Genomic DNA, 26,463 nt, shown 5'->3' on the forward strand with positions numbered 1-26,463 from the left:
GCTCTATGCGGGCATCTGCTGCCAAAACCCACCAATCGCAAAGCCTCACCCAGGTGGCCTTGCGCCAGTTCCGCAAGCACCCGCTGGCGGTTTGGGGTCTCAGGATCCTTCTGGTGCTCTACACCTTTGCCCTTTTTGCCGGCTTCTTTACCCCTTACGATCCCAACTATTACGAGCTTTACCCCCCTAAGGGGCACCACCCGCCCACCCGCATCCATTTTGTGGATCCGGAGACGGGAAAGCTTAGCCGGCCCTTTGTTTACGCTACGAAGCGGAGCATTGACCCCGTTTCCTTGCAGCCGCGCTACGAGGAGGATCCTTCCCAGGGCAAGTTCTACCTGCGGTTTTTCGTGCGCACCCCCGACCAGCCCTACACCATCCTCAGGGTGTTTCGTTCCGATTTGCGCCTTTTCGGGGTGGATCCCCCAGGCCGCATCTTCTTGATGGGCACGGATAACTTTGGCCGTGACCTCTATAGCCGCCTGGTCTATGGGGGGCAGGTTTCCCTTACCATTGGCATCCTTTCCGCCCTGGTCTCCTTCGTTTTGGGGCTGGTGCTGGGAGGGATTGCCGGGTATTTCTCCGGTCGCCCCTTCGCCCTTTCCCTGCCTCTTCGGGCGTGGCGGGGACGGGGTTTGCTCTTGGGGCCCATTTCCTGGGCCATCTGGGGTGGGTTGGCCTTTGGGGCCTTGTACCTGGCTTGGACCTACTACTCCCTCACCGGCCTTGGAGTGCTTCAGTTGCTGGCGGCCGGGGTGGCTTTGTGGTTCGCCTTTTTTCTCCTCAAGACGTTGCCTTTCCGGCCCCTCCTCTTGGACCCGGATAACCTGATCATGCGCCTGGTGGAGATCATCGCCGCTATTCCCACCCTTTTCCTTCTTATCTCCTTGCGGGCGGTTTTCCCTACCAACATTGACCCGCTTTTCACCTTCTACCTGGTGGTGGGCCTATTGGGGTTCATCGGCTGGGGCGGGTTGGCCCGGGTGGTGCGGGGGATTGTGCTTTCGGTGCGGGAGATGGACTACGTGCAGGCGGCAAGGGCCTTGGGGGCTTCCGATGCTCGGATCATTGCCCGCCACGTGTTGCCGGCCACCGCCAGTTACATCATCGTGAGCCTCTCCTTGACCATCCCGGGTTTTATCCTGGGGGAAAGCGGGCTCTCCTTCTTGGGGCTAGGGGTCACGGAGCCTTACACCAGCTGGGGGCTTCTCCTGCAAGCGGCCCAACAGGGTGGTTTTGCCAGTTTTGTGGACCGCCCCTGGGTGCTTTGGCCGGGGTTTTTCATCTTTGTTTCCATCATGGCCTGGAACTTCGTGGGGGATGGTTTGCGGGATGCCTTTGACCCCAGGCGGAGGCGGTAGCCCCTTCTCTTTTGACTGGGTATGGCGTATAACGGGTGAGGTGTCTTGAGGGCGGTGCCCGAAGGAGTGCGCATGGACGAAAAACGGCTACTGGAGGTGAGAGACCTTAAAGTCCACTTCTTCACCGATGATGGGGTGGTGAAGGCGGTGGACGGGGTTTCCTTCCATGTGGAGAAAGGGGAAACCCTGGCGGTGGTGGGGGAATCGGGTTCGGGGAAGAGCGTGACCGCTCTTTCCATCATGCGGCTCATACCCACGCCCCCGGGAAGGATCGTGGGTGGGGAGATCCTCTTCCGCGGCAAGGACGGGGAGGCGCGGGACCTGGCCAGGCTTTCTGAGGCGGAGATGCGGAGGATTAGGGGCAACGACATCGCCATGATCTTCCAGGAGCCCATGACCTCCTTAAACCCCGTGTACACGGTGGGGGACCAGATTGCCGAGGCCATCATGCTCCACCAAGGGAAAAGCCGCAAGGAGGCCCTGGAGCTTGCCGCCCACATGCTGGACCTGGTGGGGATTCCTGAGCCCAAGAAGCGCCTTGCCAACTACCCCCACCAGATGTCGGGCGGAATGCGGCAGCGGGTGATGATCGCCATGGCTCTTTCCTGTAATCCCTCCCTTCTCATTGCGGATGAGCCCACCACGGCTTTGGACGTGACCATCCAGGCCCAGATCCTGGAGCTGATGAAAAAGCTCCAGGAGGAGATCGGGATGAGCATCCTCTTCATCACCCACAACCTGGGAGTGGTGGCGGAGATGGCGGACCGGGTGGTGGTGATGTACGCGGGGCGGGCGGTGGAGGAGGCGGATGTGGTACCCCTTTTCAAAGACCCCCTGCACCCCTACACCCGGGGGCTCCTCCACTCCGTCCCTCGCCTGGACTTAGCGGCGGAGCGGAGGGAGCGCCTCGAGGCCATCCCCGGCAACGTACCCAACCCCTTGTACCTCCCCCCGGGGTGCGCCTTCCACCCGCGGTGTAAGCACTACGTGGAGGGCCTTTGCGATCGGGAGGTCCCTCCCTTGGAGGACACGGGTGACGGCCGCCAGGTGCGGTGCGTGCGCTGGCGCGAGATCCGGGAGGTGCGGGCATGAGGGAAAACCATGTCCTCCTGGAGATCCAGGACCTCAAGAAGCACTTCCCCATCCGCGGTGGGATCCTCTCCCGGGTGGTGGGGAGTGTGAAGGCGGTGGACGGGGTTTCCTTTGCCATCAAGAAGGGAGAGGTCTTGGGCCTGGTGGGGGAGTCGGGTAGCGGCAAAACCACGGTGGGCCGCACCCTGCTCCGCCTCATTGAGCCCACGGGGGGGCGGATCCTCTTTGACGGACAGGACATCACCGACCTGCCCAAGGACAAGCTCCGCCCCTACCGCCGGCGGATGCAGATCATCTTCCAGGACCCCTTTAGCTCCCTAAACCCCCGCATGACCGTGGGGGATATCATCGCCGAGCCCCTCATCATCCACGGCCTGGGCAAGACGCCCCAGGAGCGCACGGAGAGGGTGGCGGAGCTCTTAAAGCTGGTGGGGCTTTCCCCGGACCACATGCGCCGCTACCCCCATGAGTTTTCCGGTGGGCAACGGCAAAGGATCGGCATCGCCCGGGCCCTGGCGGTGGCCCCGGAGTTCATCGTGGCCGATGAGCCGGTTTCCGCCCTGGACGTGTCCATCCAGGCCCAGGTGGTGAACCTACTCCAGGACCTCAAGGAGGAACTGGGCCTCACCCTGCTTTTCATCGCCCACGACCTGGCGGTGGTGGAGTACATCTCCGACCGGGTGGCGGTGATGTACCTGGGCAAGGTGATGGAGATCGCTTCTTCTCGGGAGCTCTACCGGAATCCCAAGCACCCCTACACCGAGGCCTTGCTCTCGGCAGTCCCCATCCCCGACCCCACGGTGAAGCGGGAAAGAATCGTTTTGCAAGGCGATATTCCCTCGCCCATCAACCCGCCCTCGGGCTGCGTCTTCCGCACCCGGTGCCGCTACGCCCTTCCCGAGTGCGCCCAGGTGGTTCCCGAGCTCAAAGAGGTGAGTCCGGGCCACTACAAGGCCTGCATCCGGGACGATATCTTGTAGGTTTTTGGGCGAAGGCCCCGGCGGATCCCGCCGGGGTATACTCTTCCCATGCTGGTCAAGGACGTGATGCGCTCGCCCGTGCTTACGGTAGAGCCGGGGATGACCCTGGAGGAGGCCTACCGCTTTCTCTTGGAAAAGGGTATCCGCCACCTTCCGGTGGTGGCCGAGGGAAAACTGGTGGGCATCCTCACCGACCGGGACCTACGGTTGGCCATGAGCCACCTGAACCCCGGCGGCCCCCTTCCCGGCTCCACCCCGGTGGCGGCGGCCATGACCCGGAAGGTGGTTACCGCCCACCCTCTAGATCCCGTGGAGGAGGCGGCCCGGGTGATGCGGGAGGGGAAGATCGGCTGCCTTCCGGTGCTGGAGGATGGCCGGTTGGTGGGCATGGTCACGGGCATTGACCTTTTGGATGCCCTCCTCAAGCTTACCGGGGTCACGGAGCCCTCAGGCCGCCTCGAGGTCCGCCTCCCCGACCGGGTGGGGGAGCTGGCCCGGCTCACGGGGTTTCTGGCGGAGCGGGGGGTCAATATCCATTCCCTGCTTTCCTACCCCGAGGATGGGGGGTTCGTGCGGGCGGTGGTGCGGGTGAACACCCTGGAGACCCATCTCCTGGCGGAAGGCCTGCGCCAGGAGGGCTTTGAGGTGATCTGGCCCCCCAAGAAGCCATGGTGATCTACCGGGACGAGTACCGCCTCTACGACTTCGGCCCGAGCCACCCCTTTAGCCCGGTGCGTCTGGAGATGCTCACCTCCCTTCTGCACGCCTTGGGGGTGTGGCGGCAACCCTTGGAACCTCCTGAGGCCACCCGGGAGGAGGTGCTTACCGTGCACTCTGAGCGCCTGGTGAAGCGGGTGGAGGCGGCAAGCCGGGGGGAGAGGGTGCCGGATTTGGAGTACTACGGCCTGGGCACCGGGGATACCCCGGTCTTTCCCGGCATGGACCGGGCGGCCAGGATCCTGGTGGGGGGTACCTTGGAGGGGGCCCGGCGCATCCTGGCCGGGGAGAAGCGGGTCCTGCAACTGGGCGGAGGCCTCCACCACGCCCAGTACGACCGCGCCAGCGGGTTTTGCGTGTACAACGATCTCTCCGTGGCCATACGCCACCTGACCCAAGCGGGCTTGCGGGTGGCCTATCTGGACATAGATGTGCACCACGGGGACGGGGTGCAGTGGATCCACTACGAGGAAAAGGAGGTTCTAACCCTAAGCCTCCACGAAACCGGCCGCTACCTCTTTCCCGGGACCGGGCACATCCACGAGATCGGCCGGGGGGAGGGGGTAGGGAGGAAGTTGAACCTTCCCCTGGAGCCCTTTACCGAGGACGAAAGCTACCTGGAGGTTTTTGAGGCCCTGGTGCCCTGGGCCCTAGGGGCTTTCCGCCCCGATGTGTTGGTGGTGCAGTCGGGGGCGGACGCCCACTACCAGGACCCTTTGGCGGACCTTCTCCTCACCACCCGGGCCTATGAGGCAATCCTTCGCCTAATCCTGGAATACGCCCAGGCCTACACGGGGGGAAGGGTGCTTTTCACCTTGGGGGGCGGGTACAGCCTGGATGCCACGGTTAGGGTCTGGGCTCTCCTATACTTGGTCTTCCACGGTTTACCCCTCCCTGAGCGCCTGCCTGAGGGGTGGCTTAAGGAGTGGCAAGCCCGGCTGGAGAAGCCCTTGACCCCTACCCTTCACGACCCCCAGGCCCCCCGCGCCCCATACCCGGAAATCCCCCGCAAGGAGGAGATCGCCCGCCGAAACCTTCTTACCCTGGAGAGGCTCATGGAGCTTGTGCGTCCCCACCTGGTACACTAGCGGGATGAAGGTGGTGTTGCGCCTGCCGGAGCGCAAGGAGGTGGAGGTACCAGGGGATAGGCCCTTGAGGGAGGTTCTCCTGGAGCTGGGCTTGAATCCGGAAACGGTGGTGGTGATCCGGGGGGAGGAGCTCCTCACCCTGGACGAGAGGGTGGGGGAAGGGGAGACCCTCGAGGTCCTCTCCGCCATCTCCGGGGGCCAGGGGTGGGGCGGCCATGGTGTGTAAGGTCTGCGGCCAAAAAGCCCAGGTGGAGCTGAGGAACCGGGGCTTTGCCCTGTGCAAGGAGCACTACCTGGAGTGGTTCGTCAAGGAAACCGAGCGGGCCATCCGCCGCCACCGGATGCTCCGGCCGGGGGAGCGGGTTTTGGTGGCGGTTTCCGGGGGCAAGGATTCCCTGGCCCTTTGGGATGTGCTTTGGCGGCTGGGTTACCAGGCGGTGGGGCTTCATCTGCAGCTGGGGATTGGGGGCTACTCGGAGAGGAGCCTTCAGGTCACGCAACGCTTTGCCCAGGACCGGGGCCTGGAGCTTTGGGTGGTGGACCTGCGCCAGGCCTATGGCTTTGGGGTTCCGGAGCTGGCCCAGCTTTCGGGGCGGGTGGCCTGTTCCGCCTGTGGGCTTTCCAAGCGCTACATCATCAACCAGGTGGCGGTGGAAGCGGGCTTTAGGGTGGTGGCCACCGGCCATAACCTGGACGACGAGGCGGCGGTCCTCTTCGGCAACCTCCTGAACCCCCAGGAGGACGCCCTGGTCCGCCAGGGGCCGGTGCTGCCCGAGAAGCCGGGCCTGGCAGCCCGGGTCAAGCCCTTCTACCGCTTTAGCGAGCGGGAGGTGCTCTCCTACACCCTCCTGAGGGGGATCCGTTACCTGCACGAGGAGTGCCCCAACGCCCAGGGGGCCAAGAGCCTACTTTACAAGGAGGCCTTGAACCTGGTGGAGCGGGAGATGCCCGGGGCCAAGCTGCGCTTTCTGGAGGGATTTCTTGAGAAAATCCAGCCCCGGCTCCAGGCGGGCGAGGAGGTTTCCCTTAAGGCTTGCGAGCGCTGCGGCTACCCCACCACGGGGGCGGTCTGTTCCTTTTGCCGCATGTGGGACGCCGTGTACCGGCGAGCCAAGAAGCGGCGCCTTTTGCCGGAAGAGGCGGAGTTTGAGCCCCGGGTGCCGGTGGCCAGGCCTTAAGGGCAAAGCCCCCGGGAAGGTCCCGGGGGCTTTTGGTGGGCGCGAGTGGACTTGAACCACCGACCCCTACCGTGTCAAGGTAGTGCTCTGGCCACCTGAGCTACGCGCCCATACTTCTGGAGGCGCCGGCCGGATTCGAACCGGCGAATGGAGGTTTTGCAGACCTCTGCCTTACCACTTGGCTACGGCGCCAAGCCGTAAGGTATGGTAGCACGCGGGGAAAAACCCTGTCAAGGAAGCCCGTCCTCATAGGGAAAATGCTATGATGCCAGAGAGTGGCTGAGGTCTTCGTGCGCCTTAGGCGGGGCCGGTGGCCTCTATCCAAAGGTCTTTTGGTGGAGGCCCTTCTGCCCTTGGGTGTGCCCCTGGAGGCCGCCCAGGCCGTGGCCCATACCGTGGAGGAGCGTTTGAAGGCGGAAGGGCATTCGGCCGTGGCCCCGAGGCTCCTGCGCAAGGTCTTCCTGGAGGAGGTGGCCCGGGCCCTGGGGGCGGAGGTGGCGGGGAGGCTTTCCAGGCAGACCCTTCCCTTTGAGGAAATCCTGGTTCTGCAGGGGAAGAGGCGCCGTCCCTTCTCCAAGGGGCTCTTGGCCAGGAGCCTCGAGGAGGCGGGCTTTTCCTTGAAGGAGGCCCACGAGCTGGCCAAGGAGGTGGAACGGCACCTTAGGCAGGAAGGGGTCAAGCAGATCTCCGCCCGCCGCCTGGAGGAGGTGGTGGCCCAGGAGGTGGGCCGGGCCATGGGCAAAGGGGCCCGCAGGCGCTACCTCCAGCGTCAGGCCTTTGCCGGAGAGCTTTTCGTAGAGGAGGAAAGCGGTGAGCCCCGTATGCCCTTTTCCAAGGGCATCCTGGCGCAATCCCTGATGGGCATTGGGTTTTCCCCGGAACGGGCGTACCGGCTGGCCCGGGAGATGGAAAAGGCCCTGCGCCTGGAGGGGCGCAGGGTGATCCGGCGGAATGAGCTTCGGGAACGGGTGTACCAGGCCCTTCTCAAGGAAGCGGGGGAGGAGGTGGCCAGGCGGTACCTGCTCCTTAGGAGCCTGAGGCGGAGCGCTCGCCCGGTGCACATCCTCATCGGTGGGGTCACCGGGGTGGGGAAGAGCGTCTTGGCCTCGGCCTTGGCCTACCGCCTGGGCATCACCCACATCGTCCCCTCGGATGCGGTGCGGGAGGTCTTCCGGGCCTCACTTTCCCAGGACCTTCTCCCCACCTTGCACCTTTCCACCTTTGAGGCTTGGAAGGCCTTGTCAACCGAGCCCAGCGCGGCTGAGGAAGAAAGCCACGAAATCCGGGTGATGCGGGGCTTTCTGGACCAGGTGGCCCGGGTGGCGGTGGGCCTTAGGGCCATCCAGGAACGGAGCGCCCTCGAGGGGACCTCCATCGTGCTGGAAGGGGTGCATGTGGTCCCCCGCTACCTGGACCATCCCTACCGGGACAGGGTGCTCACGGTTCCCATGCTGGTGGTGCTTCAGGACGAAAAGCTCCACCAGGATCGCTTTCTCCTTAGGGACCGGGAAACGGCCCATGCCCGGCCTCGGGAGAAGTACCTCACCCATTTCTACGAGATCCGGCTTATCCAGGATCACCTCCTCCGTTGGGCCCAGGAGGAGGGGGTTCCCGTGATCCCGGGCGAGGACCTGGATGAGGCGGTGGAGAAGGCCCTAGAGGTCCTGGTGGCCTATCTGGAGGCCCAGGGGATGCGGGAGGGACTGCATGCTTGAGGTTTTGGGATTCCTCCTCCTTTTGGCCTTGGTGTTTCGCCTAAAGGGGCGGCTCCCCTTTTGGGCCTCGGGGATATGGCTGAACCTGATCTGGTTTGTGTACCAGAACGAGTGGGGTTCAGGCTGGCTGGCCTATCTGCGGGGCCTAGGAATGGGGTTTTTCCTGGCGGTGGGCTACGGGCAACCCGGCCTGGCCTGGGCCCTCACCCCTTGGCCCCTTCTCCTCTACCTTCGCCTGGACGTGCGGGAGCTGGCCTTTTACCTTCCCGCCTTGGGGGAGGGGATGGTCCTGGGGGCCCTCCTTTATCTGGCAGGTTTCCGCAGGCGGTAGACCAGGTAGGGAAGCCCCATCCCCAGCGCCCCACCCAGGAGGAAGGGAAGGGGGTGGCCGAAGAGGAGCTGAAGAAGAAAAAGAACCCCGTATAGGCCCAGGAAGAAGGGAACGGGGAAGGGTTTTTCCCCATAGGCCACCCCCATGGTGCCCACGAAGAGGCCCACCGCCAAGGCCATCCCTTCCTGGTGGGGGCGGAGGAAAAGGAAGTAGGCATAGGCGGCTACCCCTAGAAGGGCCAGGCTTTGGGAAAGGCGGCTGGGATTCATCACCTATGCACAAAGCGCTTTACCAGGAGTTGGGAAAGCACCAGGGCCACCCCACCCCAGGCCACCTGGGGCTCATGGCCTAAGAAACCCATGGCGGCCGAGAACATGCCCGCTATCAGGAAGAAGGGAACGTACTTGGGGTTCACGGTAAGGCCCAGGACGAAGGCCACGATAAACCCGGCTATTCCCGGGGGCAAGGTGGCCCCCAGGGCCAGGAAGAGGAGCATGAGGGCGATGGTGATGGCCCCTGCCAGGTAGTAGGCTCCGGGGAAAGGTTCTTTGGGCTTCCTACGGGCGTCTTTGGCCTCGGGCATGGCCCAAGCTTATCACAAGAGTCCGGCGGCTTGGGCCACGGCCTCGAGGGTGGCGGGCACCGGCGGAAGAAGCCCCGCCACCTTCTCCGCCGTGGCCGGGTCCTTGAGGCCATGGCCGGTAAGGGTGAGGACCACGGTGCTTCCCGGTTCCAGCCGCCCTTCCTTTAGGAGCTTCCACACCCCGGCCATGGCCGCCGCCGAGGCGGGTTCAGAGAAGATGCCCTCCTCCTCCGCCAGGTAGCGGTAGGCGGCGAGGATCTCCTCGTCCGTCACCGCTTCAATCAGACCCCCCGACTCCTCCTTGGCCCGGATGGCCCCCTGCCAGCTGGCGGGGTTGCCGATGCGGATGGCGGTGGCCAGGGTCTCCGGCTTCTCTATGGGATGGCCCAGGACCAGGGGGGCAGCCCCCGCCGCTTGGAAGCCCAGCATCCGGGGAAGGCGGCTGGCCCGGCCTTGAGCGAAGTACTCTTTGTACCCCATCCAGTGGGCGGTGATGTTGCCCGCGTTGCCCACGGGTAGGGCGTGGTAGTGGGGGGCATCCCCCAGCTCATCCACCACCTCAAAGGCCAGGGTCTTCTGGCCCTCGAGGCGGTAGGGGTTCAGGGAGTTCACCAGGGCCACGGGGTAGGCCTCGGTGAGGGCCTTGGTGAGGGCTAAGGCCTGGTCAAAGTTGCCCTCAATCTGGATGATCCGGGCCCCGTGCACCAGGCTTTGGGCCACCTTGCCCAGGGCCACGTACCCCGCGGGCAGGACCACGATGGCCTTGATCCCAGCCCGGGCGGCGTATGCGGCGGCGCTGGCCGCGGTGTTCCCGGTGCTGGCGGCGGCCACGGCCCGGGCGCCTTCCTCTACCGCCTTGGAAACGGCCAGGGTCATGCCCCGGTCCTTGAAGCTACCCGTGGGGTTCAGGCCCTCAAACTTGGCGTAGAGGCGGATGCCTTTCCTCCGGGCCTCCTCGGGGCCCTTCAGGGGGATCAAGGGAGTGGAGCCTTCCAAAAGGGAGATCACGGGGGTGTTCAAGGACACGGGCAGGTGGGCCCGGTAGCGCTCTATGAGGGAAAGCCGCATGGGGATATGTTTCCCCCGAAGGGGCCCAGGCGTCAAGGGTTATGCTTTTGGGGTGTATCCTGGGTACCCCTGAAGCTGGCCTGGAGAAGGGCTAAGCCGGGATTCCCACCACGGCGAGGTGGCATCAGGGGGGCTAGAGGAAGAGCTCCTGGGCGTCCAAGGTGAAGCCGGGAAGCTCGGGGTCTAGGGGAATCCTTTGCGGGTCCGGGTACTCCTCCGCGCCTCCTTGGCGGTGGACCTCCACCCGGTGGGTGTAAGGGTCCAGGAGGACCACCACACGGGTGCCGTTGGCCAAATAGGCCCTGGCCTTTTGCCGGAGTTCCTCCAGGGTCTGGCTTCGGGAGCGGATTTCAAAGGCCACATCTGGGGCTAAGGGGGGGAAGGCCTCCCGTTCCTCTGGGGAGAGGCCTAGCCAGTGATCCCGGAATACAAAGGCGGCGTCGGGGGAGAGGAGGGAACCATCGGGAAGCTTGAAGCCGGTGGCCGAGCTGAATACAAGGCCTAAACCCCTCTGCTGGTTCCAGCGGTAAAGCTGGCCTAGGAGGAGGGCTTCCAGGTAGCCGCTTTCTCTCCCTATCGGCGACACGATAAGCCTCCCGTCTTTCCACCGCTCCAGCTGCCAGCCGGGATTCTTGGCCGAAAGCTGGCGAAGTTCCTCATCGCTCACGGGGCGGAGAAGGTCCAGGAAGGGCACAGCCTCATTCTACCTTGGGCAAAAGGCTTACCTCCGCCAAGGGGGGGGTGGGGGCAGGGGCGGGCAGGTGGCCCAGGTGCCCGGAGAGGAAGCGGAAAAGATCGGCTAAAAGGCCGCTGGCCGTGGCCCCTCCCCCCGCCCCGGGGCCGGTGACGTAGGCCTCGCCTAGAGGGTGGCTTCGCACCCAGAGGATGTTGCCTTGGGCCCGGGCCAGGGGGTGGTCCTGGGGCAAGCGCCTGGGGGCCACCACCGCCCGCCAGCGCCCCCCTTCCCCAAAGAGGCTGGCCACCAGCCGTACCTTCTCCCCAGAGGCCTTGGCCTCTTTGAGGATTTCTGGGGCGAGGCGGGTAATGCCCCTAGCTTCCACCTCTTGGAAGGGAAAGGCCGGGTCCACAAGGAGCCTGGCCAGGAGGGTGAGCTTGTGGGCGGCGTCTATGCCCTCCACGTCCAGGGTGGGGTCGGCCTCCGCGTAGCCCAGGCGCTGGGCCTCGAGGAGGGCTTCCCCGTAGGTCTTCCCCTTTTCCATCTCCTGCAGGATGTAGAGGGTGGTGCCGTTCAGGATGGCGTGGAGTTCCAAAAGCCGGCTTCCCCTTAGGGTTTCCAGAAAGGAAAGGGCGGGGGTCCCGGCCATGACGCTGGCCTCGTGGTAGATGAGGCCTTCCTCGGCAAAGGGGCGTAAGGCCTCCCAGGCCTCCGCCAAGAGGGCCTTGTTGGCGGTGATAAGGGGGGTGCCGGCCTCCAGGGCGGGCAGGACCAGGGCTAAAGGCGTCTTTACCCCGCCCATGGCCTCCACCACCACGTCCGCCTGTAGGAGGTCCGGGGGTTCGGTGCGGAGGAGCTCCTCGGGAATGGGCCGGGGCTTGGCCCTATCCCGCACCAAGACCCCCAGGAACCTGGGAGAGAAGCCCAGGGCGTGGAAGTCTTCCAGGCGTTCTTGGACCAGGGCGTAGAAGGCACCGCCCACCGTGCCTCCGCCCAGGAGGGCGATCTTTACCTCTTCCATGCGGGGGATTATACCGGTTTTTCCCGGGCCCTTGCCCTAAAGTGGTGCCGTGGAGGCGCGCCTACTCCTGGAGGAAGCCCTTCGGGGGCGGGGACTCCTCTACGCCTGGGCCCCCTTGGCCATGCCGGAGGAGGCCGAGGGGCGCTTTCGCCGCTTTTTGGCCGAGGGCAGGCACGGGGGGATGGCCTACCTGGAAAGGGGGGTGGAGGCCCGCTTCCGCCCAAGGCTTCGCTTCCCCTGGGCCAGGAGTGCCCTCCTCCTATTTGCTCCTTACGCCTTCCCCGATCCCGGGGTGCCCCCTGGGGGCCTCAGGGTGGGCCGGGTGGCCCGCTACGCCTGGGTGCGGGACTACCACCGGCTTCTGGGGGAGGAGCTAAGGGCCCTGGAGGCCCTGGCCCAAAGCCTTGGGGTACAGGCCAGGGGTTACGTGGACCATGGGCCCATCCCCGAGCGCACCCTGGCCGCCCTTACCGGGGCGGGCTGGGTCGGCAAAAGCGGCATGTTTCTCTCCCCGGCCTTGGGTGTGCACGCTTTCATCGGGGTTCTCCTGACCTCCTTGGAGGTGGAGGCTTCTCCCCCGCACCCTAACCGCTGTGGGCGCTGTACCCGTTGCCTGGCCTCCTGCCCCACGGGGGCCCTTTTGGGGGACGGGACCCTGGACGCCAGGCGGTGCGTGGGTTACCTCACCGTGGAGCATAAGGGCTTTATCCCACCAGGGCTTTGGCCAGGGGTGGGGGATTGGCTTTTGGGGTGCGACCTCTGCCAGGAGATCTGCCCCTGGGACCGGTTCGGCTGGGTGTGGCGGGGTTTTCGGCCGGAGCCCGAGCTGGCCCATCCCAACCTGGAGGCGTTCTTCCGCCTTTCGGGAAGAGGCTTTCAGCGCAAGTTCGGGGATACCGCCTTCGCCCGCCCGGGAAGGGCCCGCATGGCCCGGAATGCCCTTATCGTGTTGAGCAATCTAGGCCTTGGGGAAGGCCTCATGGCGGTGGCGGCCAAAGACCCCCATCCCCTGGTTCGCCGCACCGCCCTCCACGCCCTCCACCGGGCGGGGAGGCCCATAGAGGGTTTCCTCCAGGACCCGGATGGGGAGGTGAGGGCCGAGGCCTTAATCCTCCTTGGGGAAGCGCCCCGTGCGGTAGACCCTTTCCAGGATGGGGGGGAGCTCCCAGGCCCGGAGGTCAAAGATGAGGGGGCCTAGGTCGTAGGGGACCTTAAGGGAGCGGACCTCGAGGGCCTCCGTGTCCAGGACCATGGCGTCGGCCCCGGGTTCCCCGCTCAGGCTCAGGCCCACGCTTCCAGGGTCGGCCACCAGGCCTGTGCCCAGGCGGCGGGATAGGGGGAGGTGCCGGCCCCCCAAGAGGAGGATCCTGGCCCCGTACCGTTCAAGATGGGGTAGGAGTTCCGCGGCCGGGCCCAGGAGGTCCAGGGGCTCTTCGGGGTTGCCTGGGGTGCCGTGGAAGGCCACAAGGCGGTTGCCCCCGTAGGTTTTGCGGTGAGAGAGCCTTAGGGAACGAAGGTAGTTGAGTTCCCTTTCCGAAAGCTGGGACCGGGTCCATTCCAAAGTGGCCTTGCCCACCCCCTCGGGTAGCGCTTCCGGCAGGGGGTAGGCCACCCTCAAGTCCCAGGCTCCGGCGATGGCGGAAAGCCCTTCCTTTATGAGGCGCCTGATGACCTGCTTGGGGTGGGGACCGTAGCCCACCAGGTCCCCCAGGACCAGGACCTCGTCCACGCCTTGGTGCCGCAGGGCCTCGAGGGCCGCCTCCAAGGCTGGCAGGTTGGCGTGAATATCGGAAATAACCCCCAGGCGCACGGAACCATTCTGGCACATCCTTGGGAAAGCCTTGTGAAAGTTTGCCTTGTGACCCCTTATCCTAAATGGGTGCGGCCCTTCCTCCTGGGTCTCCTTCTGGCCCTGACCCTGCCTCCCTTTCCCTTTGGTCCCTTGGCCCCCTTGGTGCTGGCCTTCCTCCTTACGGGTGGTTTTCGTACGGGGTTTCTCATGGGCCTCGGGTTTTGGGGCCTCCACCTCATCTGGCTTCCCCAAAGCTTCGCCCAACTTTTCGGCCCCTTAGGGGCCCTGCCCTTCGTCCCCTTGGTGCTGGTAAAAGCCCTTTCGTTTGCCCTCCTTTTCGCCCTTACCCCCTCGCCCTTGGCCCGGGTGGGGGGATGGGTGGTGCTGGAGTGGCTCACGGAGCAGGGGGACTTGGCCTTCCCTTGGGGTTTCCTGGGCTACAGCCTGGTGGAGGCCCCGGGGCGGGTGCTGGCTGCTTGGGGTGGGGTTTACCTTCTTTCCCTCCTGGTTTTGCTCTTCGCTTGGGGCTTTAGGGAAGGTCGTTACTGGCTTGTCCTACCATGGGCGGTCCTCTGGCTCTTCCCCTTACCCCCGTTGAGGGGTGAGGAGAAGGCCCTTCTGGTCCAGGGCAACATCAACCCCCTGGCCAAGGTCCAGGGGGAGTTGGGCGAGGGGGTCTATCCCCGCCTCACGCAAGAGGGCTTGGCCCAGCATCCCGAAGCCAGGTTGGTGGTTTGGCCCGAAACCGCGGTTTGGCGGATTCCTGACGTGGACTCCATTTTACAAGACCGCTATCTCTTGACGGGCGTGAACCTCTACGGCCCCAACCGGGCCGTCCTCTATTGGGAAGGAAGGGTGCTGGGCCACTACGACAAGGTCCGCTTGGTACCCTTTGGTGAGCGCTTTCCCTTTCGGGAGGGGTTAGGGGGGGTGTACGCCTTTTTCTTCCGCTCCTTTGGACTCGGGGAGCTGGGGGACCGAACACCAGGGGGCCGGCTTGCCCCCATCAGACCCTACGGGGTCATGATCTGCTACGAATCGGTTTTCCCCTCCGTTGCCCGCACCCTGGTTTCGGAAGGGGCCAAGGTGCTGGTTCTCCTCACCAACGACGCCTGGTTTGGACCTTCCTTTGGCGGAAGGCAACACTTCGCCTTGGGGCGGCTTAGGGCGGTGGAGACTGGGCGCTGGCTTTTACGGGCGGGCAATGACGGCATCACCGCCGCCATAGACCCTTGGGGCCGGGTGGTGGCAGAGATTCCCCCTCACCGAGAGGGGTATTTGCTGGCGCCCTACGGTTTGAGGGAAGGTAGCACCTTCTATGTCCGCCATGGGGACTGGGCGGTGGGGGTGGCGTTGACGCTTTTCCTTCTGGGCCTTATCCTTAGGATGCGCGCGCCGGGGTGGCGGAACCGGTAGACGCGGCAGACTCAAAATCTGCTGTCCGCTAAGGACGTGCGGGTTCGAGTCCCGCCCCCGGCACCAAGAGGGGCCGGGCCCAAGGGGCCCGGCCCTAAGTTTTTTGCACCCCTTTGTCCTACGTCCTTCCCCCAAGTTCCTCCGTGGTCAACCCTACCAGCAAGCCCCTTCGGGGCCCCTCCCTGAAGCGAGCTGGACTGGGTGGGATTATGCCTTTTCTCGTATTTCGTTCCCCGAGCTCCACATGAGGTGCCACCTATCCAAGGGCTTTTCCGGGGCCCCCACCCTGGCAGGGGCGAGGGTGGGGTGGTATTAGACCCCTTCTATCCGCACCCCGAGGACTTCCAGGAACCGGGCCAGCCATACGGGGTGGGCTGGCCACGCGGGGGCGGTCACCAGGTTGCCGTCCACCACGGCCTGGTCCACCGGTACTTCCACGTACTCGGCCCCGGCCAGGGTAAGCTCAGGCCCCACCGCTGGGTAAGCGGTGGCCCTCCGCCCCTGCATGACCCCGGCGGCCGTGAGCACCTGAAGCCCATGACAGATGGCGGCCACGGGTTTGTTGGCCTCAAAGAAGTGGCGGACGATCTCCAATACCCGGGGCTCCCGGCGGATATACTCCGGGGCCCGCCCGCCAGGGACCACCAGGGCGTGGTACTGGGCAGGGTCCACCTCCTCGAAGGTGTGGTTCAGGGTGAAGTTGTGCCCGGGCTTTTCCGAGTAGGTCTGGTCCCCCTCAAAGTCGTGCACCGCGGTGCGCACCTTCTGGCCAGAGCGCTTACCCGGGCAGACCGCGTGCACCTCAAAGCCCAGCATCTTCAGGGCCTGGAAGGGCACCATGACCTCATAGTCCTCCACGAAATCCCCTACCAAGAAAAGGATCCTGCGCGCCATACCTCACCTCCTGGCCTCGAGGGCTCCCTTTAGCTTACCCCCTGGCCTAACCTCCCGCAAGGGGTTTTTCCCAAAGGGCCAGGGTGTAGCCTTCCTCCAGGATGAGTCTCGGTGGACTTCCCAGGGCCCTTTGCAGCAGGGCTTGGAGATTTTCTGGGGAAAACCGGTTTTCTAGAGGGGGCCCCTCTTCTTCCTGGCGAAAGGGCCACTCCAGGACCACCACCCGCCGGGCTACCCGGGCGGCTTCCCTAAGGGCGGGGATGGGGTCTAGGTGGTGGAGGCTTAGACCGAAAAAGGCCAGGTCAAAGCTCTGGTTGGGGAAGGGGAGATCTTCCCCGCGGGCTTCCAGAAAGTGGGCTTCCTTCACCTTGGCCCGGGCCACCTCGAGGCGGTCGGAGCGCGGGTCTATCCCCACGGTAAATAGGCCCAGGCGGGTGAAGGCCTCGGCGAAGATGCCGGTGCCCGTGCCGATGTCCAAAACGCTTCTGGCCTCCAAGCCCTCTAGGGCCTTCCTGGCTATCTCCAAGGGGGGGAAGCGCTTTAGCCGCTCGGGTTTACGAAAAGGGTCCTTGGCCTCGCAGGCGTTGGTGAACAGGGCCCACATCACCGTGGCCCCTTCCTCCCCCGCGGCCAAAAAGGCGGCCTTAAGGGCTTGGAATACGGCCTCTTCCTCCCCTGAGAGTTCCGTGTGGGTGGGAAAAACCCGGTGGGTCGTGGCGCTTTTTTCCAGAGCCAGGAGGGCCTTTTCCACCGCCCGATAATCTCCCTGCAGGAGGGGGTAGAGGGCGAAAAGGACCTTTACCGCCATCTCCCCAAGTATAAGGCGCCGCGGTTTCCCGCCCGTCGGCCTGCGGCGTCGGCTTCCGCAAAGGGGGGTTGGGCCTCAGGGGCCAGGAAAAGGGCCTCCTTGGCCTGGAGTGGGGGGCCTAGAAGGGCCTCCAGGTCCTCCCGGCTCAGGAAGCGGGCCCCTTGCCAAGGGGGGACCCCTCTTTCCCCCAGCCTCCGGTAAAGGGCCGCCCAGGGGGAGAGGGCCTCGAGGATCCCCACCAAGAGGCTTCCCCCCTCCTTCAGGACCCTTTTGGCCTCGGCAAGGACCCTTTCCACATCCTCCACGAACTCCAGCACGGTGAAGAGGAGGACCACATCAAAGCTTTTCTCGGGGAAGGGTAGGGCCTCCCCCCGGCCCGCCACCCAGGCGGCTTCCGGCACCCTCTTCTGCCCCACCCGGAGCATGGCCAAGGAGGGCTCAAGCCCCACCTTCCTGGGATAGGGGAGGCGCTTAAGCCAGTAGCCGGTTCCCGCCCCCACCTCGAGGAGGCTTTCCCCAGGGGGAAGCAGGGTCCTAAGGGCCCTTTCCTCCTCCGCGATGGCAAAGGCCCCCAAGGGGGTTTCGTACCAGGCCTCGTAGGCCTCGGCCAGGTGCTCAAAGGGATCCTCCCGCATCCCCTTTAGCTTAGGCGAACCACCACCCCCTCGTGGGGCCGCAGGCGAAGGGAGGTGGGGGTGGCTTCCTCCCGGTCCAAATGGGTGGAGAGGACCACGTGGCCCTGCTGGGGAAGCTCCAGAACTTTTTCCCGGTCCGTGAAGTTAAGGGCCACCAGGAAGCCTTCCCCCCGCAGGTAGGCGTAGACTCCGCCCCCGGCCCGGTAGGTGCGGTAAGGGCCATAGAGGAAGCTTTCATCCCGGCGCAGGGCCATAAGGCGCTTCACCAGCTGGAGCATGGACCGGGGGTCTTTTTCCTGGACCGCCACGTTCCGCACCGGCCAGTCGGGGTTTAGGGGAAGCCAAGGCTCCGCGGTGGAAAAGCCGGCGTAGGGGGAGGTGTCCCAAGGCATGGGGGTGCGCTCGGGATCGCGGCCCAGGCTGTGATAACCCGCTGGGGCGCGGTCCTTCTGCCTCAAGGCGGCGGGGTCCTGCACCTTTTCCGGGGGGATCTCCCCATCGGGCAGGGCCAGCTCGTCCCCGTAGTACCAGGTAGGGGTGCCCCGCAGGGTGAAAAGGAGCATGGCCGCCACCCGGGCCTGGGCCTCCCCTAGCCTCGAGGCCAGCCGGGGCTGGTCGTGGTTTCCCAGGACCCAGTTGGGCCAGTCAAAGCGGGTGAGGAGGCTTTCGTAGGTTTCCACAATGCGGGCGATGTTTTCCGGTTGCCAATGGGGAAGGCCTTCCGTGATCAGGCTGAAGTTGAAGGGGAGGTGGCACCCCGCCCGGTAGTAGCGCACCAAACGGTGGAGGGGAAGGTAGATTTCCCCCACCATGACCCGCTCCCTTCCGGGCTGGCTGAACTGGTCCAGGACGTAGCGCATCTCCCGCACAAAGGCGTGGGTTTCCGGCTGGTCTTCGGTGAAGGGGTGTTGGTGGCGCAGCCTATCGGGGAGTCCGGGCCGCCACTCGGGGTTTCCCGGCTCATCCCGAAAGAGGGGGTCCTTGGCCAGGAGCCAGAGGACATCCACCCTAAAGCCGTCCACACCCCGCCGCAACCAAAAGCGCATGGCCTCGTAGATGGCCTCCCGCACCTCGGGATTCTGCCAGTTGAGGTCGGGTTGCTCGGGCAGGAAGAGGTGGAGGTAGTACTGGCCTGTCCTTGCGTCCCAAGACCAGGCGGGGCCCCCGAAGAAGCTTTGCCAGTTGTTGGGGGGTCCCCCATTCGGCCCCGGGTCCTTCCAGATGTACCAGTCCCTTTTGGGGTTATGCCGGGAAGCTCGGGATTCCAAAAACCAGGGATGCTGGTCCGAGGTGTGGTTGGGCACCAGATCTATGAGCACCTTAAGCCCTAGGGCATGGGCTTCCTCCAGGAGGCGGTCAAAGTCAGCCAGGGTGCCGAAGGTGGGATCCACATCGCAGTAGTCGGCCACGTCGTAGCCGAAGTCCTTCATGGGGCTTTTGTAGAAGGGGGAAAGCCATAGGGTTCCCACCCCCAGGTCCTTCAGGTAAGGAAGCCTTCGGCGGATGCCCTCGAGGTCCCCGATCCCGTCCCCGTTGGAATCCTGGAAGCTCCTCGGGTAGATCTGGTAGATGACCGTTTCCTTCCACCACATGCCAGGAGTCTACGGCTTCCGGCCCGGGTGTGGAAGGGTTCCCACGCCATGGGTGTGAGGCCTTGGTATACGGCATGACGCGGAAAAGGGGAGTGGGGCCGGGCATGGGGGATTTACGGGGGAGGCTTTCCCAAGAAATGTATTGAGTGCAAAGTGGATTTGGAACCGGGATTATACTGGTGTTTGTGAGCCTGATTATCGTGGCCAACCGTGCTCCCTTCCGCATAACCGCCGAAGGTCTGGTCCCCGCGGTGGGGGGGCTGGCCACTGCCCTCCTACCGGTCCTCGAGGCCCGGGGGGGGACCTGGGTGGCCGCGGCGGAGTGGGGCGAAAGGGGGCGGACGGCCCAGCCCAGGCAGACCGGGATCCGGCTGGAAAGGGTTTTCCTCAGCGATAGGGAATGGCAAGGTTACTACGGGGGATTCTCCAACCGGATCCTGTGGCCGCTTTGCCACTACTTTCTGGAAAAAGTCGAGCTAAAGCGGGAGTATTTCCAGGACTACCTGCGGGTTAACCGCCGCTTTGCCGAGGTGGTGGCCCGCATCCACCGGGAAGGGGACACCGTCTTTGTGCAGGACTACCATCTCCTCCTCCTCCCTGGGCTATTACGGGAGAAGATCCAGGGTCCCTTGGGCTTTTTCTTCCACATCCCCTGGCCTTCCAGCGGGGTTTTCCGCATCCTGCCTTGGGGGCGGGCCTTGGTGGAGGGGGTGTTGGGGGCGGACCTGGTGGGCTTCCATACCCAGGAGTACGTGGAGAACTTCCTGCGCACCGCCGCCTACTATGGCTTTGCCGTGGAGGAAAACCGGGTACGGGTGGGAGAGCGGCTGGTACGGGTGGAGGCCCATCCTATGGGCATCGACACCCATAGGTTCCACCACTTTTCGGAGAGCCCAGAAGTGGGGGCGCATGCCAGGAGCCTGCGGCGCCTGGCCGGGGTGGACCGCTTGATCCTGGGGGTTGACCGCCTGGACTACACCAAGGGGATCCGGGAGAGGCTTCTGGCTTACGAGCGCTTCCTTCAGGCCTACCCCCATTGGCGGGGCCGGGTGGCCTTTTTCCAGATCGCTACCCCTAGCCGCACCCAGGTGGCCGCTTACCGGGAGCTCAAGCGCCAGGTGGATGAGGTGGTAGGCCGCATCCTGGGGGCGTTTCTCCGAGAGGACTGGGTACCCCTGCGCTACTTCTACCAAACCTACACCCAGGAGGAGCTTGCCGCCTTCTACCGGGCAGCCGACGTGGCCCTCATTAGCCCCTTGCGGGACGGGATGAACCTGGTGGCCATGGAGTACGCTTACACCGCCTCGGAGGGGGTTTTGGTCCTTTCCAACCTGGCCGGGGCGGGGGAGTACCTCAAGGAGGCCCTTTTGGTTAACCCTTACGACCTGGACGGCATGGCCGCAGCCCTGGACAGGGCGTTGCGCATGCCTCCTGGAGAGCGGCAGGAGCGGCTTTTGGCCCTGAAGGCGAGGGTCGAGGCCCTGAACGCCCAGACCTGGGCGGAACGTTTCCTCGCATCTTTGGAGGCGGGATGAGGGCGGAAAACCCCCTTTTTCTCCTGGACTACGATGGCACCCTGGCCCCCATAGCCCCAAGGCCCGAGGAGGCCCTTCCCCACCCGGGGGCCTTGGAGATTCTGAAGGCCCTCATGGCCCGCTACCCCCTCTACGTGATCACGGGGAGGCGGGTAGAGGACTTGGCCAGGCTCCTACCCCTTCCGGGACTAAGGGTGGTGGGGGGGCATGGCCTCGAGGAGGGGGAGGTGGGTGGGGAAAGCCACCCCTTGCTCCCTGTGGACCTTAGTTCCCTCCGCCGGATTCTGCCTTCCTGCCCTGGGGTATGGGTGGAGGACAAGGGGTTTGCCCTGGCCTTCCACTACCGGGGGGCAGGGGACGAGGGCGGAGCCCTTGCTTGCCTTAGGGCCTGGCTGGCCAGCCATGGGGGCCTTTTAGAGGGGTTAGGCCTCGAGGTCCTCGCGGGCAAAAAGGTTCTGGAGATCAAACCCAAAGGAGCCGATAAGGGCCAGGCGGTGTTGCGCCTTTGGGCCAGGCATCCCCGCCATATCCCCGTCTATATCGGCGACGATACCACCGATGAGGCGGCCTTCCAGGCCCTAAGGGGGAGGGGGCTCACCTTCAAGGTGGGCCCCGGGCCGACCGTGGCGGAAGAGCGGTTTGCGGACGTGGCAGGGGTTTTGGCCTACTTGCGGTCTTATTTGTAGCGGGGCATACTTGGGGACTGTGGATCCCCTCTGGTACAAGGATGCGGTCATCTACCAGCTTCATGTGCGCTCCTTCTTTGACGCCAACGACGACGGCTACGGGGACTTTGAGGGCCTAAGGCAAAAGCTTCCCTACCTGGAAGCCCTGGGGGTTAACACCCTCTGGCTCATGCCCTTTTTCCAGTCCCCCCTGCGGGACGATGGGTACGATATCTCCGACTACTATCAGATCCTTCCCGCCCACGGAACCCTGGAGGACTTTCGGAGGTTTTTGGACGAGGCCCATGCAAGGGGGATGCGGGTGCTCATTGAGCTGGTCCTCAACCACACCTCCAGCGACCACCCCTGGTTCCAGGAGGCCAGGAAGCCGGGAAGTCCGTTGCGCGACTTCTACGTGTGGAGCGAAACCCCGGAGAAGTACCAGGGGGTCAGGGTCATCTTCCAAGACTTTGAACCCAGCAACTGGACTTTTGACCCGGTGGCGGGGGCCTATTACTGGCACCGGTTTTACCACCATCAGCCCGACCTCAACTGGGACAACCCCGAGGTGGAACGGGCCATGCACCAGGTGATGTTCTTCTGGGCCGACATGGGGGTGGATGGCTTCCGCCTGGACGCCGTCCCTTACCTATACGAAAGGGAGGGCACCAGTTGCGAGAACCTGCCCGAGACCATAGAGGCGGTAAAGCGGTTGCGCCAAGCCCTGGAGGAGCGTTACGGTCCGGGAAAGGTTCTTCTGGCGGAGGCCAACATGTGGCCGGAGGAGACCCTGCCCTACTTTGGCGAGGGGGACGGGGTGCACATGGCCTACAACTTCCCCCTTATGCCGCGGATCTTCCTGGCCCTGCGCCGGGAGGACCGGGGCCCCATTGAGGCCATGCTCCGGGAGACGGGAAACATACCCGAGGCGGCCCAGTGGGCCCTTTTCCTGCGGAACCACGACGAGCTGACCCTGGAGAAGGTTACGGAGGAGGAGCGGGAGTTTCTGTGGGAGGTCTACGCCCCTGACCCCCGGTACCGCATCAACCTGGGGATCCGCCGCCGCCTTATGCCCCTTCTGGGTGGGGATAGGCGCCGCTTTGAGCTTCTTCACGCGCTCCTTTTCACCCTCAAGGGAAGCCCCATCCTTTACTACGGGGACGAGATCGGCATGGGGGATAACCCCTTTTTGGGGGACCGCAACGGGGTGAGGACCCCCATGCAGTGGTCTGCGGACCGCAACGCGGGCTTCTCCCGCGCCCCCTATCACCGCCTTTTTCTTCCCCCTGTAAGCGAGGGGCCCTACAGCTACCACTTTGTCAACGTGGAGGCCCAGCAGGAAAACCCCCATTCCCATCTCAACTTCGTCCGCCGCTTCCTGGGCATCCGCAACCGGTACGCCAAGGTCTTTGGCCGGGGAAGCCTGCGCCTTTTGCCCGTGGAGAACCGGCGCATCCTGGCTTACGAGAGGGAGTACGAGGGGGAAAGGATCCTGGTTGTGGCCAATCTTTCCCGTTACACGCAGGCCTTTGATCTACCTTTGGCGGGGTATGAGGGTTTGGTTCCGGTGGAGCTTTTTTCCCAAAACCCCTTCCCCCCGGTGGAGAGCCGTTACCGCTTGGCCCTGGGGCCCCATGGCTTCAGCCTCTTTGCCCTGAGGCCCAAGGAGGAGGCCGAACGCCTGTACCTTCCCGACTGGGCAGTGCCCGGGGAGGAGGACAAGGAACATCCCCTACCCTCCGTGTCCCTTCGTGGTGGCGTGGAGAGCCTTTTCATAGATACCTTCGCGGATGAGGAGGCCCAGGCCGCTTTCCTCAAGGCTTTAGGGGCAGCGCTTAGGGAACGGTCCTGGTTGGCCTTAAGGCCTGAGGGGGTGGAACTCAAGGATGCCCTTCGTTTCCGCAAAGAGCCCCCCTTGTACCTCACCCTCTTGCGCCTGGAGGGGGAGGGGACCGTTCAGGAGGTTTTCTTGCCCGTTGCCCTGCGCCAGGGGATGGAGGGGCCGGGGCTTTTCGCCCGGGTTCGGGGAACGAAGGGCTATCTCTTTGAGCTCTCCCAGGATCCGGAGTTTTACAGCCTATTCCTGAAAAGGCTAGCCCAGGGATTTGAGGGCCGCAGCCTCAAAGCCCACTATCGAGGGCGCCACCGGGGTCCGGTTCCCGAGGCCCTAGAGCTCCTCCGCCCGGGTTTGGCGGCTGGGGATGGGGTGTGGCTCCAGGTGGGGTTGGTCCAGGACGGGGGATTGGACCGGACGGAGCGGCTTCTGCCCCGCTTAGACTTTCCCTGGGCCCTAAAGCCCCAAGGGGGGCTTTACTGGGAGCGGGGCCGGGAGCGGCGGGTTCTCGCCCTTACCGGCTCCCTGCCCTCGGGTCGGCCCCAGGAGGCCTTTGCCCATGCCTCCAAGCTGGCGCGGGAAGGTCTGGCCCGGCTTCAGGACCATCCGGTTGGGGAAGGGGCCTTGGGCCTTCTGGCGGAGGCCTTCAAGGAGCTCGAGGCCCTGGCCCGGCTCCTGGGGGTACGGCTTGCCCTCTTGCACCGGGCCTTGCGCGAGGTAGAGGGGGAAGGGGATGGGGTACCCCTTTTAAACCGCGGCCTGGGGGCGTTTGTGGAGGTGGAAGGGGAGGTTTTCCTTGTAGCCCTGGGAAGGGAATCCAGGGGCTTGCCCCTTATGGACCTTTCCCGGCTGGCCTACGATCTGGAGCGGGCCCTTTTCTTTTCCGCGGAAGAGGTGCCGGAGGCGGAGGGTTGGCTAGCCCTTGCTGCCGATTTCCTGGAGGAAGCACTCTTTCAGGCTTACCAGGAGACCGACCAAAGGGTTTTAGAGGCCATGGATCGGTTTCCCCAGGTCATGCTGGCCCTAGCCCAGGAACAGGCCTTGCGGGAGGAAAGGCTGAGCCGGGAAAGGGTCTTCAGGCGGTGGCAGGAAAAGGCTGGAGATTGGGAGGCACCAGCCTAAAGTAGGGGAAATCCGCTAACCCGATGAGGCCCAGGAAGGATCCTTACGAGCACCCGCCGGAAAAGCCCACCCCTTTAGGGGTGGGAGGAGGTCACGGCTTGGGTTCCATCTCCAACTCCCCCCTTTCCGCCGCAAACCCCACCTCCTTGTGGGTACCGTCGCAGAAGGGCTTGTTTCCAGACTGCCCGCAGCGGCAAAGGGCCAGTTTGGCCCTCTCCAGACGCCTTTCTTCCCCGTTGAGCCGGAAAGGGGTTCCCTCGGGGAGGTCTAAAATGTAAGGCCCGTTTTCCCGGAAGCGGAGCTTCATGGCCTTAGGATACCGGGGCTATAGTAAGGGCATGGTATGTCCCCAAAATGGAAAAGCGGGCATGGAGGTGCCCCTAAAGACCGTGAAGAACTTCCTCACCGGCCAGGCCCTGTCCCGGCTTGCACCCCAAGGCCCCCACTACCTCTGCCAAGACCCCGCCTGCCCGGTGGTCTACTACGGGGAGGAGGGGGTTTACACCTTGGCGGAGGTGCGTTTCCCCATCTACGACAAGGGTGCCCCCCTTATCTGCTACTGCTTTGACTGGACCCGGGAGAAGGTTGTTCAGGCCTTGCGCCAGGGGGAGGATCCGGTTAAGGAGGTGGAGATGGGGGTTAGGGCCAAGCGGTGCGCCTGCGACCTCCGCAACCCCAGGGGGCGGTGTTGCCTTCCCACCTTGAAGGCGGAGGTGGCCAGGCTTGCCTGAGGGGGTGGCCCAAGGGTTGGAGGAGGCCTTCCGGAAACACCTGGCCCGGCTTGCGCCAAAGGACCCTTTGGTGCTGGCGGTTTCGGGGGGTGGGGATTCCGTAGCCTTGGCCCACCTGGTGAGGCGGGCGGGGCGAAGGGCGGTGGTGGCCCATCTGGACCACGCCCTTCGCCCGGAAAGCGGGGAGGACCTGGCCTTCGTGAAGGCCCTTGCGGCAAGGCTTGGTTTTCCCTTCTATGGCGAGCGGGTGGAGGTGGCCAAGGTGGCCCAGGCCCGGGGGGAGAACCTGGAGGCGGTGGCCCGGGAGATCCGCTACGCCTTCCTCCACCGGGTGGCTCGGGAGGTTAAAGCTCGGGCCATCCTCACCGCCCACACCCTGGACGACCAGGCGGAGACGGTGCTCCTAAAGCTTCTCCAGGGTACAGCCCGGGGCCTTGGCATCAGGGAGAAGGAGGGCTTGGTGGTAAGGCCTCTCCTGGCCTTCCGCCGGGAGGAGCTCAGGGGTTTCTTGCGGGAACTGGGGGAGGCCTGGCGGGAGGACACCAGCAACCAGGACCTTTCCTTGGACCGAAACTACCTTAGGCTCCGGGTTTTCCCTCTCCTTCTGGAGCGGTTTCCCAAGGCCCGGGAGGCCCTTTCCCGCTTCGCCTTGGTGCGTGAGGAGGAGGACAAGCACCTGGAAAGGGAGGCCCAGGCTCGCCTTCTGCCCGATACCCGTTTTTTCGTTCCCGCCTATCGGGTGGTACCCCTTTTAGGGGCTCCCGCGGTCCTGAGGCAAAGGGCTTTGCGCTTCCTTTTGGAGGCCTTGGACCTTCGCCCCGAGGCCCGGCTCATCGCCCTTTTGCAGGGGGCTTTGGAGGGTGGGGTGGCCACCCTGCCTGGCGGGTATACTGCCAGGCGCAAGGGGGGCACCCTTTTCCTCATCCCTCCGAAACCCAGCCTCCCCCTACCCCCAGGCTTCCGCCGGCCCGAGCCTGGGGACTACCTGGCCATGCCCTATGGGCGAAAGCGCCTAAGGGATTTCCTCTCGGAAAAGGGGGTGCCCAAGGAGCTCAAGCCCCTTTGGCCCGTGAAGGGGGAAGGAAGGGAGGTGGTGGAGGTTTTGGGCTTCCATCCGCCTTCCCTGGAGGAGCGGTATATGGCCCTGGCTCTTCAGGAGGCCAAAAAAGCCTACCAGGAGGGCGAGGTGCCCGTGGGGGCGGTTTTGGTGGTGGGGGAAAGGGCCTATCGGGCCCACAACCGGGTGGAGGCCACGGGGGATCCCACGGCCCATGCGGAGATGCTCCTTCTCCGGGAGCTGGGCCAGGAGGCGCGTGGGGGAAGGCTTTATGTGACCCTGGAGCCCTGCCGCATGTGCCACCATGCCCTCCGGGAAGCGGGGGTGGAGGTGGTCTATGGGGTGGAAAACCTAAAGGAAGGGGCCCTAACCCGCTATGGCCAGGGGGAGGGCTTAAGGGGTGGCGTTTTGGAAGGGGAGTGTGCTAAGCTCCTAAAGGGTTTCTTTGCCCGGCTCAGGGAGGGGTGCCGGAGCGGTTGAACGGGCCGGTCTCGAAAACCGGTAGGCCCCGTAAGGGGCCTCGCGGGTTCGAATCCCGCCCCCTCCGCCAAAGGCGGCCAGGAGGCCGCTTT

Annotated in this window: 27 protein-coding genes and 4 tRNA genes; 18 read left to right on the forward strand and 13 right to left on the reverse strand. The window is 64.6% G+C overall.

Going from position 1 to position 26,463, the window contains the following annotated elements; translation table 11 throughout:
* Window positions 1–5 precede the first annotated feature (5 nt).
* The 7 genes from L0D18_RS04965 to ttuA all read left to right on the forward strand — a co-directional run bounded on the left by L0D18_RS04965 (window position 6) and on the right by ttuA (window position 6,416).
* On the forward strand, window positions 6–1,361 hold the full coding sequence (locus L0D18_RS04965) for an ABC transporter permease (RefSeq protein ID WP_243027734.1): 1,356 nt from the start codon (window positions 6–8) through the stop codon (window positions 1,359–1,361).
* A 72-nt stretch (window positions 1,362–1,433) separates the two neighbouring features.
* Complete coding sequence (locus L0D18_RS04970; protein WP_243027820.1) at window positions 1,434–2,453, forward strand: ABC transporter ATP-binding protein; 1,020 nt, start codon at window positions 1,434–1,436, stop codon at window positions 2,451–2,453.
* A complete protein-coding gene (locus L0D18_RS04975; protein WP_243027736.1) occupies window positions 2,450–3,433 on the forward strand; it encodes an ABC transporter ATP-binding protein in 984 nt (327 codons plus the stop codon). The genes L0D18_RS04970 and L0D18_RS04975 overlap by 4 nt, the downstream gene beginning before the upstream one ends.
* A 48-nt stretch (window positions 3,434–3,481) precedes the next feature.
* The gene (locus L0D18_RS04980; RefSeq protein ID WP_243027737.1) at window positions 3,482–4,108 is read left to right on the forward strand and encodes a CBS and ACT domain-containing protein; all 627 of its coding nucleotides are present in this window, start codon (window positions 3,482–3,484) and stop codon (window positions 4,106–4,108) included.
* Entirely contained in the window at window positions 4,102–5,238 is a 1,137-nt protein-coding gene (locus L0D18_RS04985; protein WP_243027738.1) for an acetoin utilization protein AcuC, read from the forward strand. The genes L0D18_RS04980 and L0D18_RS04985 overlap by 7 nt, the downstream gene beginning before the upstream one ends.
* A 4-nt stretch (window positions 5,239–5,242) precedes the next feature.
* Window positions 5,243–5,464, forward strand: a complete 222-nt coding sequence (locus L0D18_RS04990; protein ID WP_243027739.1) for a MoaD/ThiS family protein — start codon at window positions 5,243–5,245, stop codon at window positions 5,462–5,464.
* The gene (ttuA, locus tag L0D18_RS04995) at window positions 5,454–6,416 is read left to right on the forward strand and encodes a tRNA-5-methyluridine(54) 2-sulfurtransferase (RefSeq protein WP_243027740.1); all 963 of its coding nucleotides are present in this window, start codon (window positions 5,454–5,456) and stop codon (window positions 6,414–6,416) included. Before L0D18_RS04990 ends, ttuA begins: the two co-directional genes overlap by 11 nt.
* Window positions 6,417–6,449: 33 nt before the next feature.
* On the opposite strand, the gene L0D18_RS05000 is transcribed toward ttuA, so the two are convergent.
* Both L0D18_RS05000 and L0D18_RS05005 read right to left on the reverse strand, forming a co-directional pair.
* Window positions 6,450–6,526: transfer RNA gene (locus L0D18_RS05000), tRNA-Val, on the reverse strand.
* Between the two features lie 7 nt (window positions 6,527–6,533).
* Window positions 6,534–6,608: transfer RNA gene (locus tag L0D18_RS05005), tRNA-Cys, on the reverse strand.
* Between the two features lie 83 nt (window positions 6,609–6,691).
* Here L0D18_RS05005 and L0D18_RS05010 point away from each other — a divergent pair.
* Entirely contained in the window at window positions 6,692–8,131 is a 1,440-nt protein-coding gene (locus L0D18_RS05010; protein WP_243027741.1) for an ATP cone domain-containing protein, read from the forward strand.
* Complete coding sequence (locus L0D18_RS05015; RefSeq protein WP_243027742.1) at window positions 8,124–8,462, forward strand: hypothetical protein; 339 nt, start codon at window positions 8,124–8,126, stop codon at window positions 8,460–8,462. The genes L0D18_RS05010 and L0D18_RS05015 overlap by 8 nt, the downstream gene beginning before the upstream one ends.
* Here the strand turns inward: L0D18_RS05015 and L0D18_RS05020 are convergent.
* From L0D18_RS05020 to L0D18_RS05040, 5 genes are all read right to left on the reverse strand, one after another.
* On the reverse strand, window positions 8,435–8,731 hold the full coding sequence (locus L0D18_RS05020; RefSeq protein ID WP_243027743.1) for a hypothetical protein: 297 nt from the start codon (window positions 8,729–8,731) through the stop codon (window positions 8,435–8,437). The genes L0D18_RS05015 and L0D18_RS05020 overlap by 28 nt on opposite strands.
* Window positions 8,731–9,045, reverse strand: a complete 315-nt coding sequence (locus L0D18_RS05025) for a hypothetical protein (protein ID WP_243027744.1) — start codon at window positions 9,043–9,045, stop codon at window positions 8,731–8,733. Before L0D18_RS05025 ends, L0D18_RS05020 begins: the two co-directional genes overlap by 1 nt.
* A 12-nt stretch (window positions 9,046–9,057) precedes the next feature.
* Complete coding sequence (gene thrC, locus L0D18_RS05030) at window positions 9,058–10,113, reverse strand: threonine synthase (protein WP_243027745.1); 1,056 nt, start codon at window positions 10,111–10,113, stop codon at window positions 9,058–9,060.
* A gap of 133 nt (window positions 10,114–10,246) precedes the next feature.
* The gene (locus L0D18_RS05035; protein ID WP_243027747.1) at window positions 10,247–10,807 is read right to left on the reverse strand and encodes a Uma2 family endonuclease; all 561 of its coding nucleotides are present in this window, start codon (window positions 10,805–10,807) and stop codon (window positions 10,247–10,249) included.
* A 4-nt stretch (window positions 10,808–10,811) separates the two neighbouring features.
* Window positions 10,812–11,810, reverse strand: coding sequence for a homoserine dehydrogenase (locus L0D18_RS05040; RefSeq protein WP_243027749.1), 999 nt, complete (start codon window positions 11,808–11,810; stop codon window positions 10,812–10,814).
* 49 nt (window positions 11,811–11,859) lie between these two features.
* Between L0D18_RS05040 and queG the strand changes: the two genes are divergently transcribed.
* Window positions 11,860–13,008, forward strand: coding sequence for a tRNA epoxyqueuosine(34) reductase QueG (queG, locus tag L0D18_RS05045; RefSeq protein ID WP_243027751.1), 1,149 nt, complete (start codon window positions 11,860–11,862; stop codon window positions 13,006–13,008).
* On the opposite strand, the gene L0D18_RS05050 is transcribed toward queG, so the two are convergent.
* Entirely contained in the window at window positions 12,916–13,620 is a 705-nt protein-coding gene (locus L0D18_RS05050) for a metallophosphoesterase family protein (protein ID WP_243027753.1), read from the reverse strand. The genes queG and L0D18_RS05050 overlap by 93 nt on opposite strands.
* A 69-nt stretch (window positions 13,621–13,689) precedes the next feature.
* Here L0D18_RS05050 and lnt point away from each other — a divergent pair, with 69 nt between their 5' ends.
* Both lnt and L0D18_RS05060 read left to right on the forward strand, forming a co-directional pair.
* Complete coding sequence (lnt, locus tag L0D18_RS05055) at window positions 13,690–15,018, forward strand: apolipoprotein N-acyltransferase (protein ID WP_243027754.1); 1,329 nt, start codon at window positions 13,690–13,692, stop codon at window positions 15,016–15,018.
* Window positions 14,997–15,084: transfer RNA gene (locus L0D18_RS05060), tRNA-Leu, on the forward strand. The genes lnt and L0D18_RS05060 overlap by 22 nt, the downstream gene beginning before the upstream one ends.
* Window positions 15,085–15,330: 246 nt before the next feature.
* Here L0D18_RS05060 and L0D18_RS05065 read toward each other — a convergent pair.
* Genes L0D18_RS05065 through L0D18_RS05080 form a run of 4 tightly spaced genes read right to left on the reverse strand, consistent with a single transcriptional unit; the run spans window position 15,331 to window position 18,947 of the window.
* Complete coding sequence (locus L0D18_RS05065) at window positions 15,331–15,912, reverse strand: DJ-1/PfpI family protein (RefSeq protein ID WP_243027756.1); 582 nt, start codon at window positions 15,910–15,912, stop codon at window positions 15,331–15,333.
* Between the two features lie 46 nt (window positions 15,913–15,958).
* Window positions 15,959–16,720 (reverse strand): YkoF family thiamine/hydroxymethylpyrimidine-binding protein, encoded by a 762-nt coding sequence (locus tag L0D18_RS05070; protein WP_243027757.1) that lies wholly within the window; start codon window positions 16,718–16,720, stop codon window positions 15,959–15,961.
* Window positions 16,711–17,355: a class I SAM-dependent methyltransferase gene (locus L0D18_RS05075; RefSeq protein WP_243027759.1), complete on the reverse strand. Its 645-nt coding sequence runs from the start codon at window positions 17,353–17,355 to the stop codon at window positions 16,711–16,713. Before L0D18_RS05075 ends, L0D18_RS05070 begins: the two co-directional genes overlap by 10 nt.
* A gap of 5 nt (window positions 17,356–17,360) precedes the next feature.
* A complete protein-coding gene (locus tag L0D18_RS05080; protein ID WP_243027762.1) occupies window positions 17,361–18,947 on the reverse strand; it encodes an alpha-amylase family glycosyl hydrolase in 1,587 nt (528 codons plus the stop codon).
* A 185-nt stretch (window positions 18,948–19,132) separates the two neighbouring features.
* Between L0D18_RS05080 and L0D18_RS05085 the strand changes: the two genes are divergently transcribed.
* The 3 genes from L0D18_RS05085 to treS are packed head-to-tail and all read left to right on the forward strand — an operon-like array spanning window position 19,133 to window position 24,103.
* Window positions 19,133–20,482 carry an alpha,alpha-trehalose-phosphate synthase (UDP-forming) gene (locus L0D18_RS05085; protein WP_243027764.1) on the forward strand — a complete coding sequence of 450 codons (1,350 nt, stop codon included), beginning with the start codon at window positions 19,133–19,135 and terminating at the stop codon, window positions 20,480–20,482.
* Window positions 20,479–21,168: a trehalose-phosphatase gene (otsB, locus tag L0D18_RS05090; RefSeq protein ID WP_243027765.1), complete on the forward strand. Its 690-nt coding sequence runs from the start codon at window positions 20,479–20,481 to the stop codon at window positions 21,166–21,168. The genes L0D18_RS05085 and otsB overlap by 4 nt, the downstream gene beginning before the upstream one ends.
* Window positions 21,169–21,187: 19 nt before the next feature.
* Window positions 21,188–24,103: a maltose alpha-D-glucosyltransferase gene (treS, locus tag L0D18_RS05095; protein ID WP_243027766.1), complete on the forward strand. Its 2,916-nt coding sequence runs from the start codon at window positions 21,188–21,190 to the stop codon at window positions 24,101–24,103.
* Window positions 24,104–24,194: 91 nt separating this feature from the next.
* Here treS and L0D18_RS05100 read toward each other — a convergent pair whose 3' ends face one another.
* Window positions 24,195–24,410 (reverse strand): CDGSH iron-sulfur domain-containing protein, encoded by a 216-nt coding sequence (locus L0D18_RS05100; protein WP_243027767.1) that lies wholly within the window; start codon window positions 24,408–24,410, stop codon window positions 24,195–24,197.
* Window positions 24,411–24,441: 31 nt separating this feature from the next.
* Between L0D18_RS05100 and L0D18_RS05105 the strand changes: the two genes are divergently transcribed.
* The 3 genes from L0D18_RS05105 to L0D18_RS05115 all read left to right on the forward strand — a co-directional run bounded on the left by L0D18_RS05105 (window position 24,442) and on the right by L0D18_RS05115 (window position 26,441).
* Window positions 24,442–24,834, forward strand: a complete 393-nt coding sequence (locus L0D18_RS05105; RefSeq protein ID WP_279232188.1) for a hypothetical protein — start codon at window positions 24,442–24,444, stop codon at window positions 24,832–24,834.
* A complete protein-coding gene (gene tilS, locus L0D18_RS05110) occupies window positions 24,827–26,371 on the forward strand; it encodes a tRNA lysidine(34) synthetase TilS (protein WP_423247894.1) in 1,545 nt (514 codons plus the stop codon). The genes L0D18_RS05105 and tilS overlap by 8 nt, the downstream gene beginning before the upstream one ends.
* Window positions 26,350–26,441 (forward strand) — tRNA-Ser (locus tag L0D18_RS05115). The genes tilS and L0D18_RS05115 overlap by 22 nt, the downstream gene beginning before the upstream one ends.
* The last annotated feature ends 22 nt before the right edge of the window (window positions 26,442–26,463 follow it).

This window comes from Thermus albus (assembly GCF_022760855.1).
Lineage (GTDB): Bacteria > Deinococcota > Deinococci > Deinococcales > Thermaceae > Thermus > Thermus albus.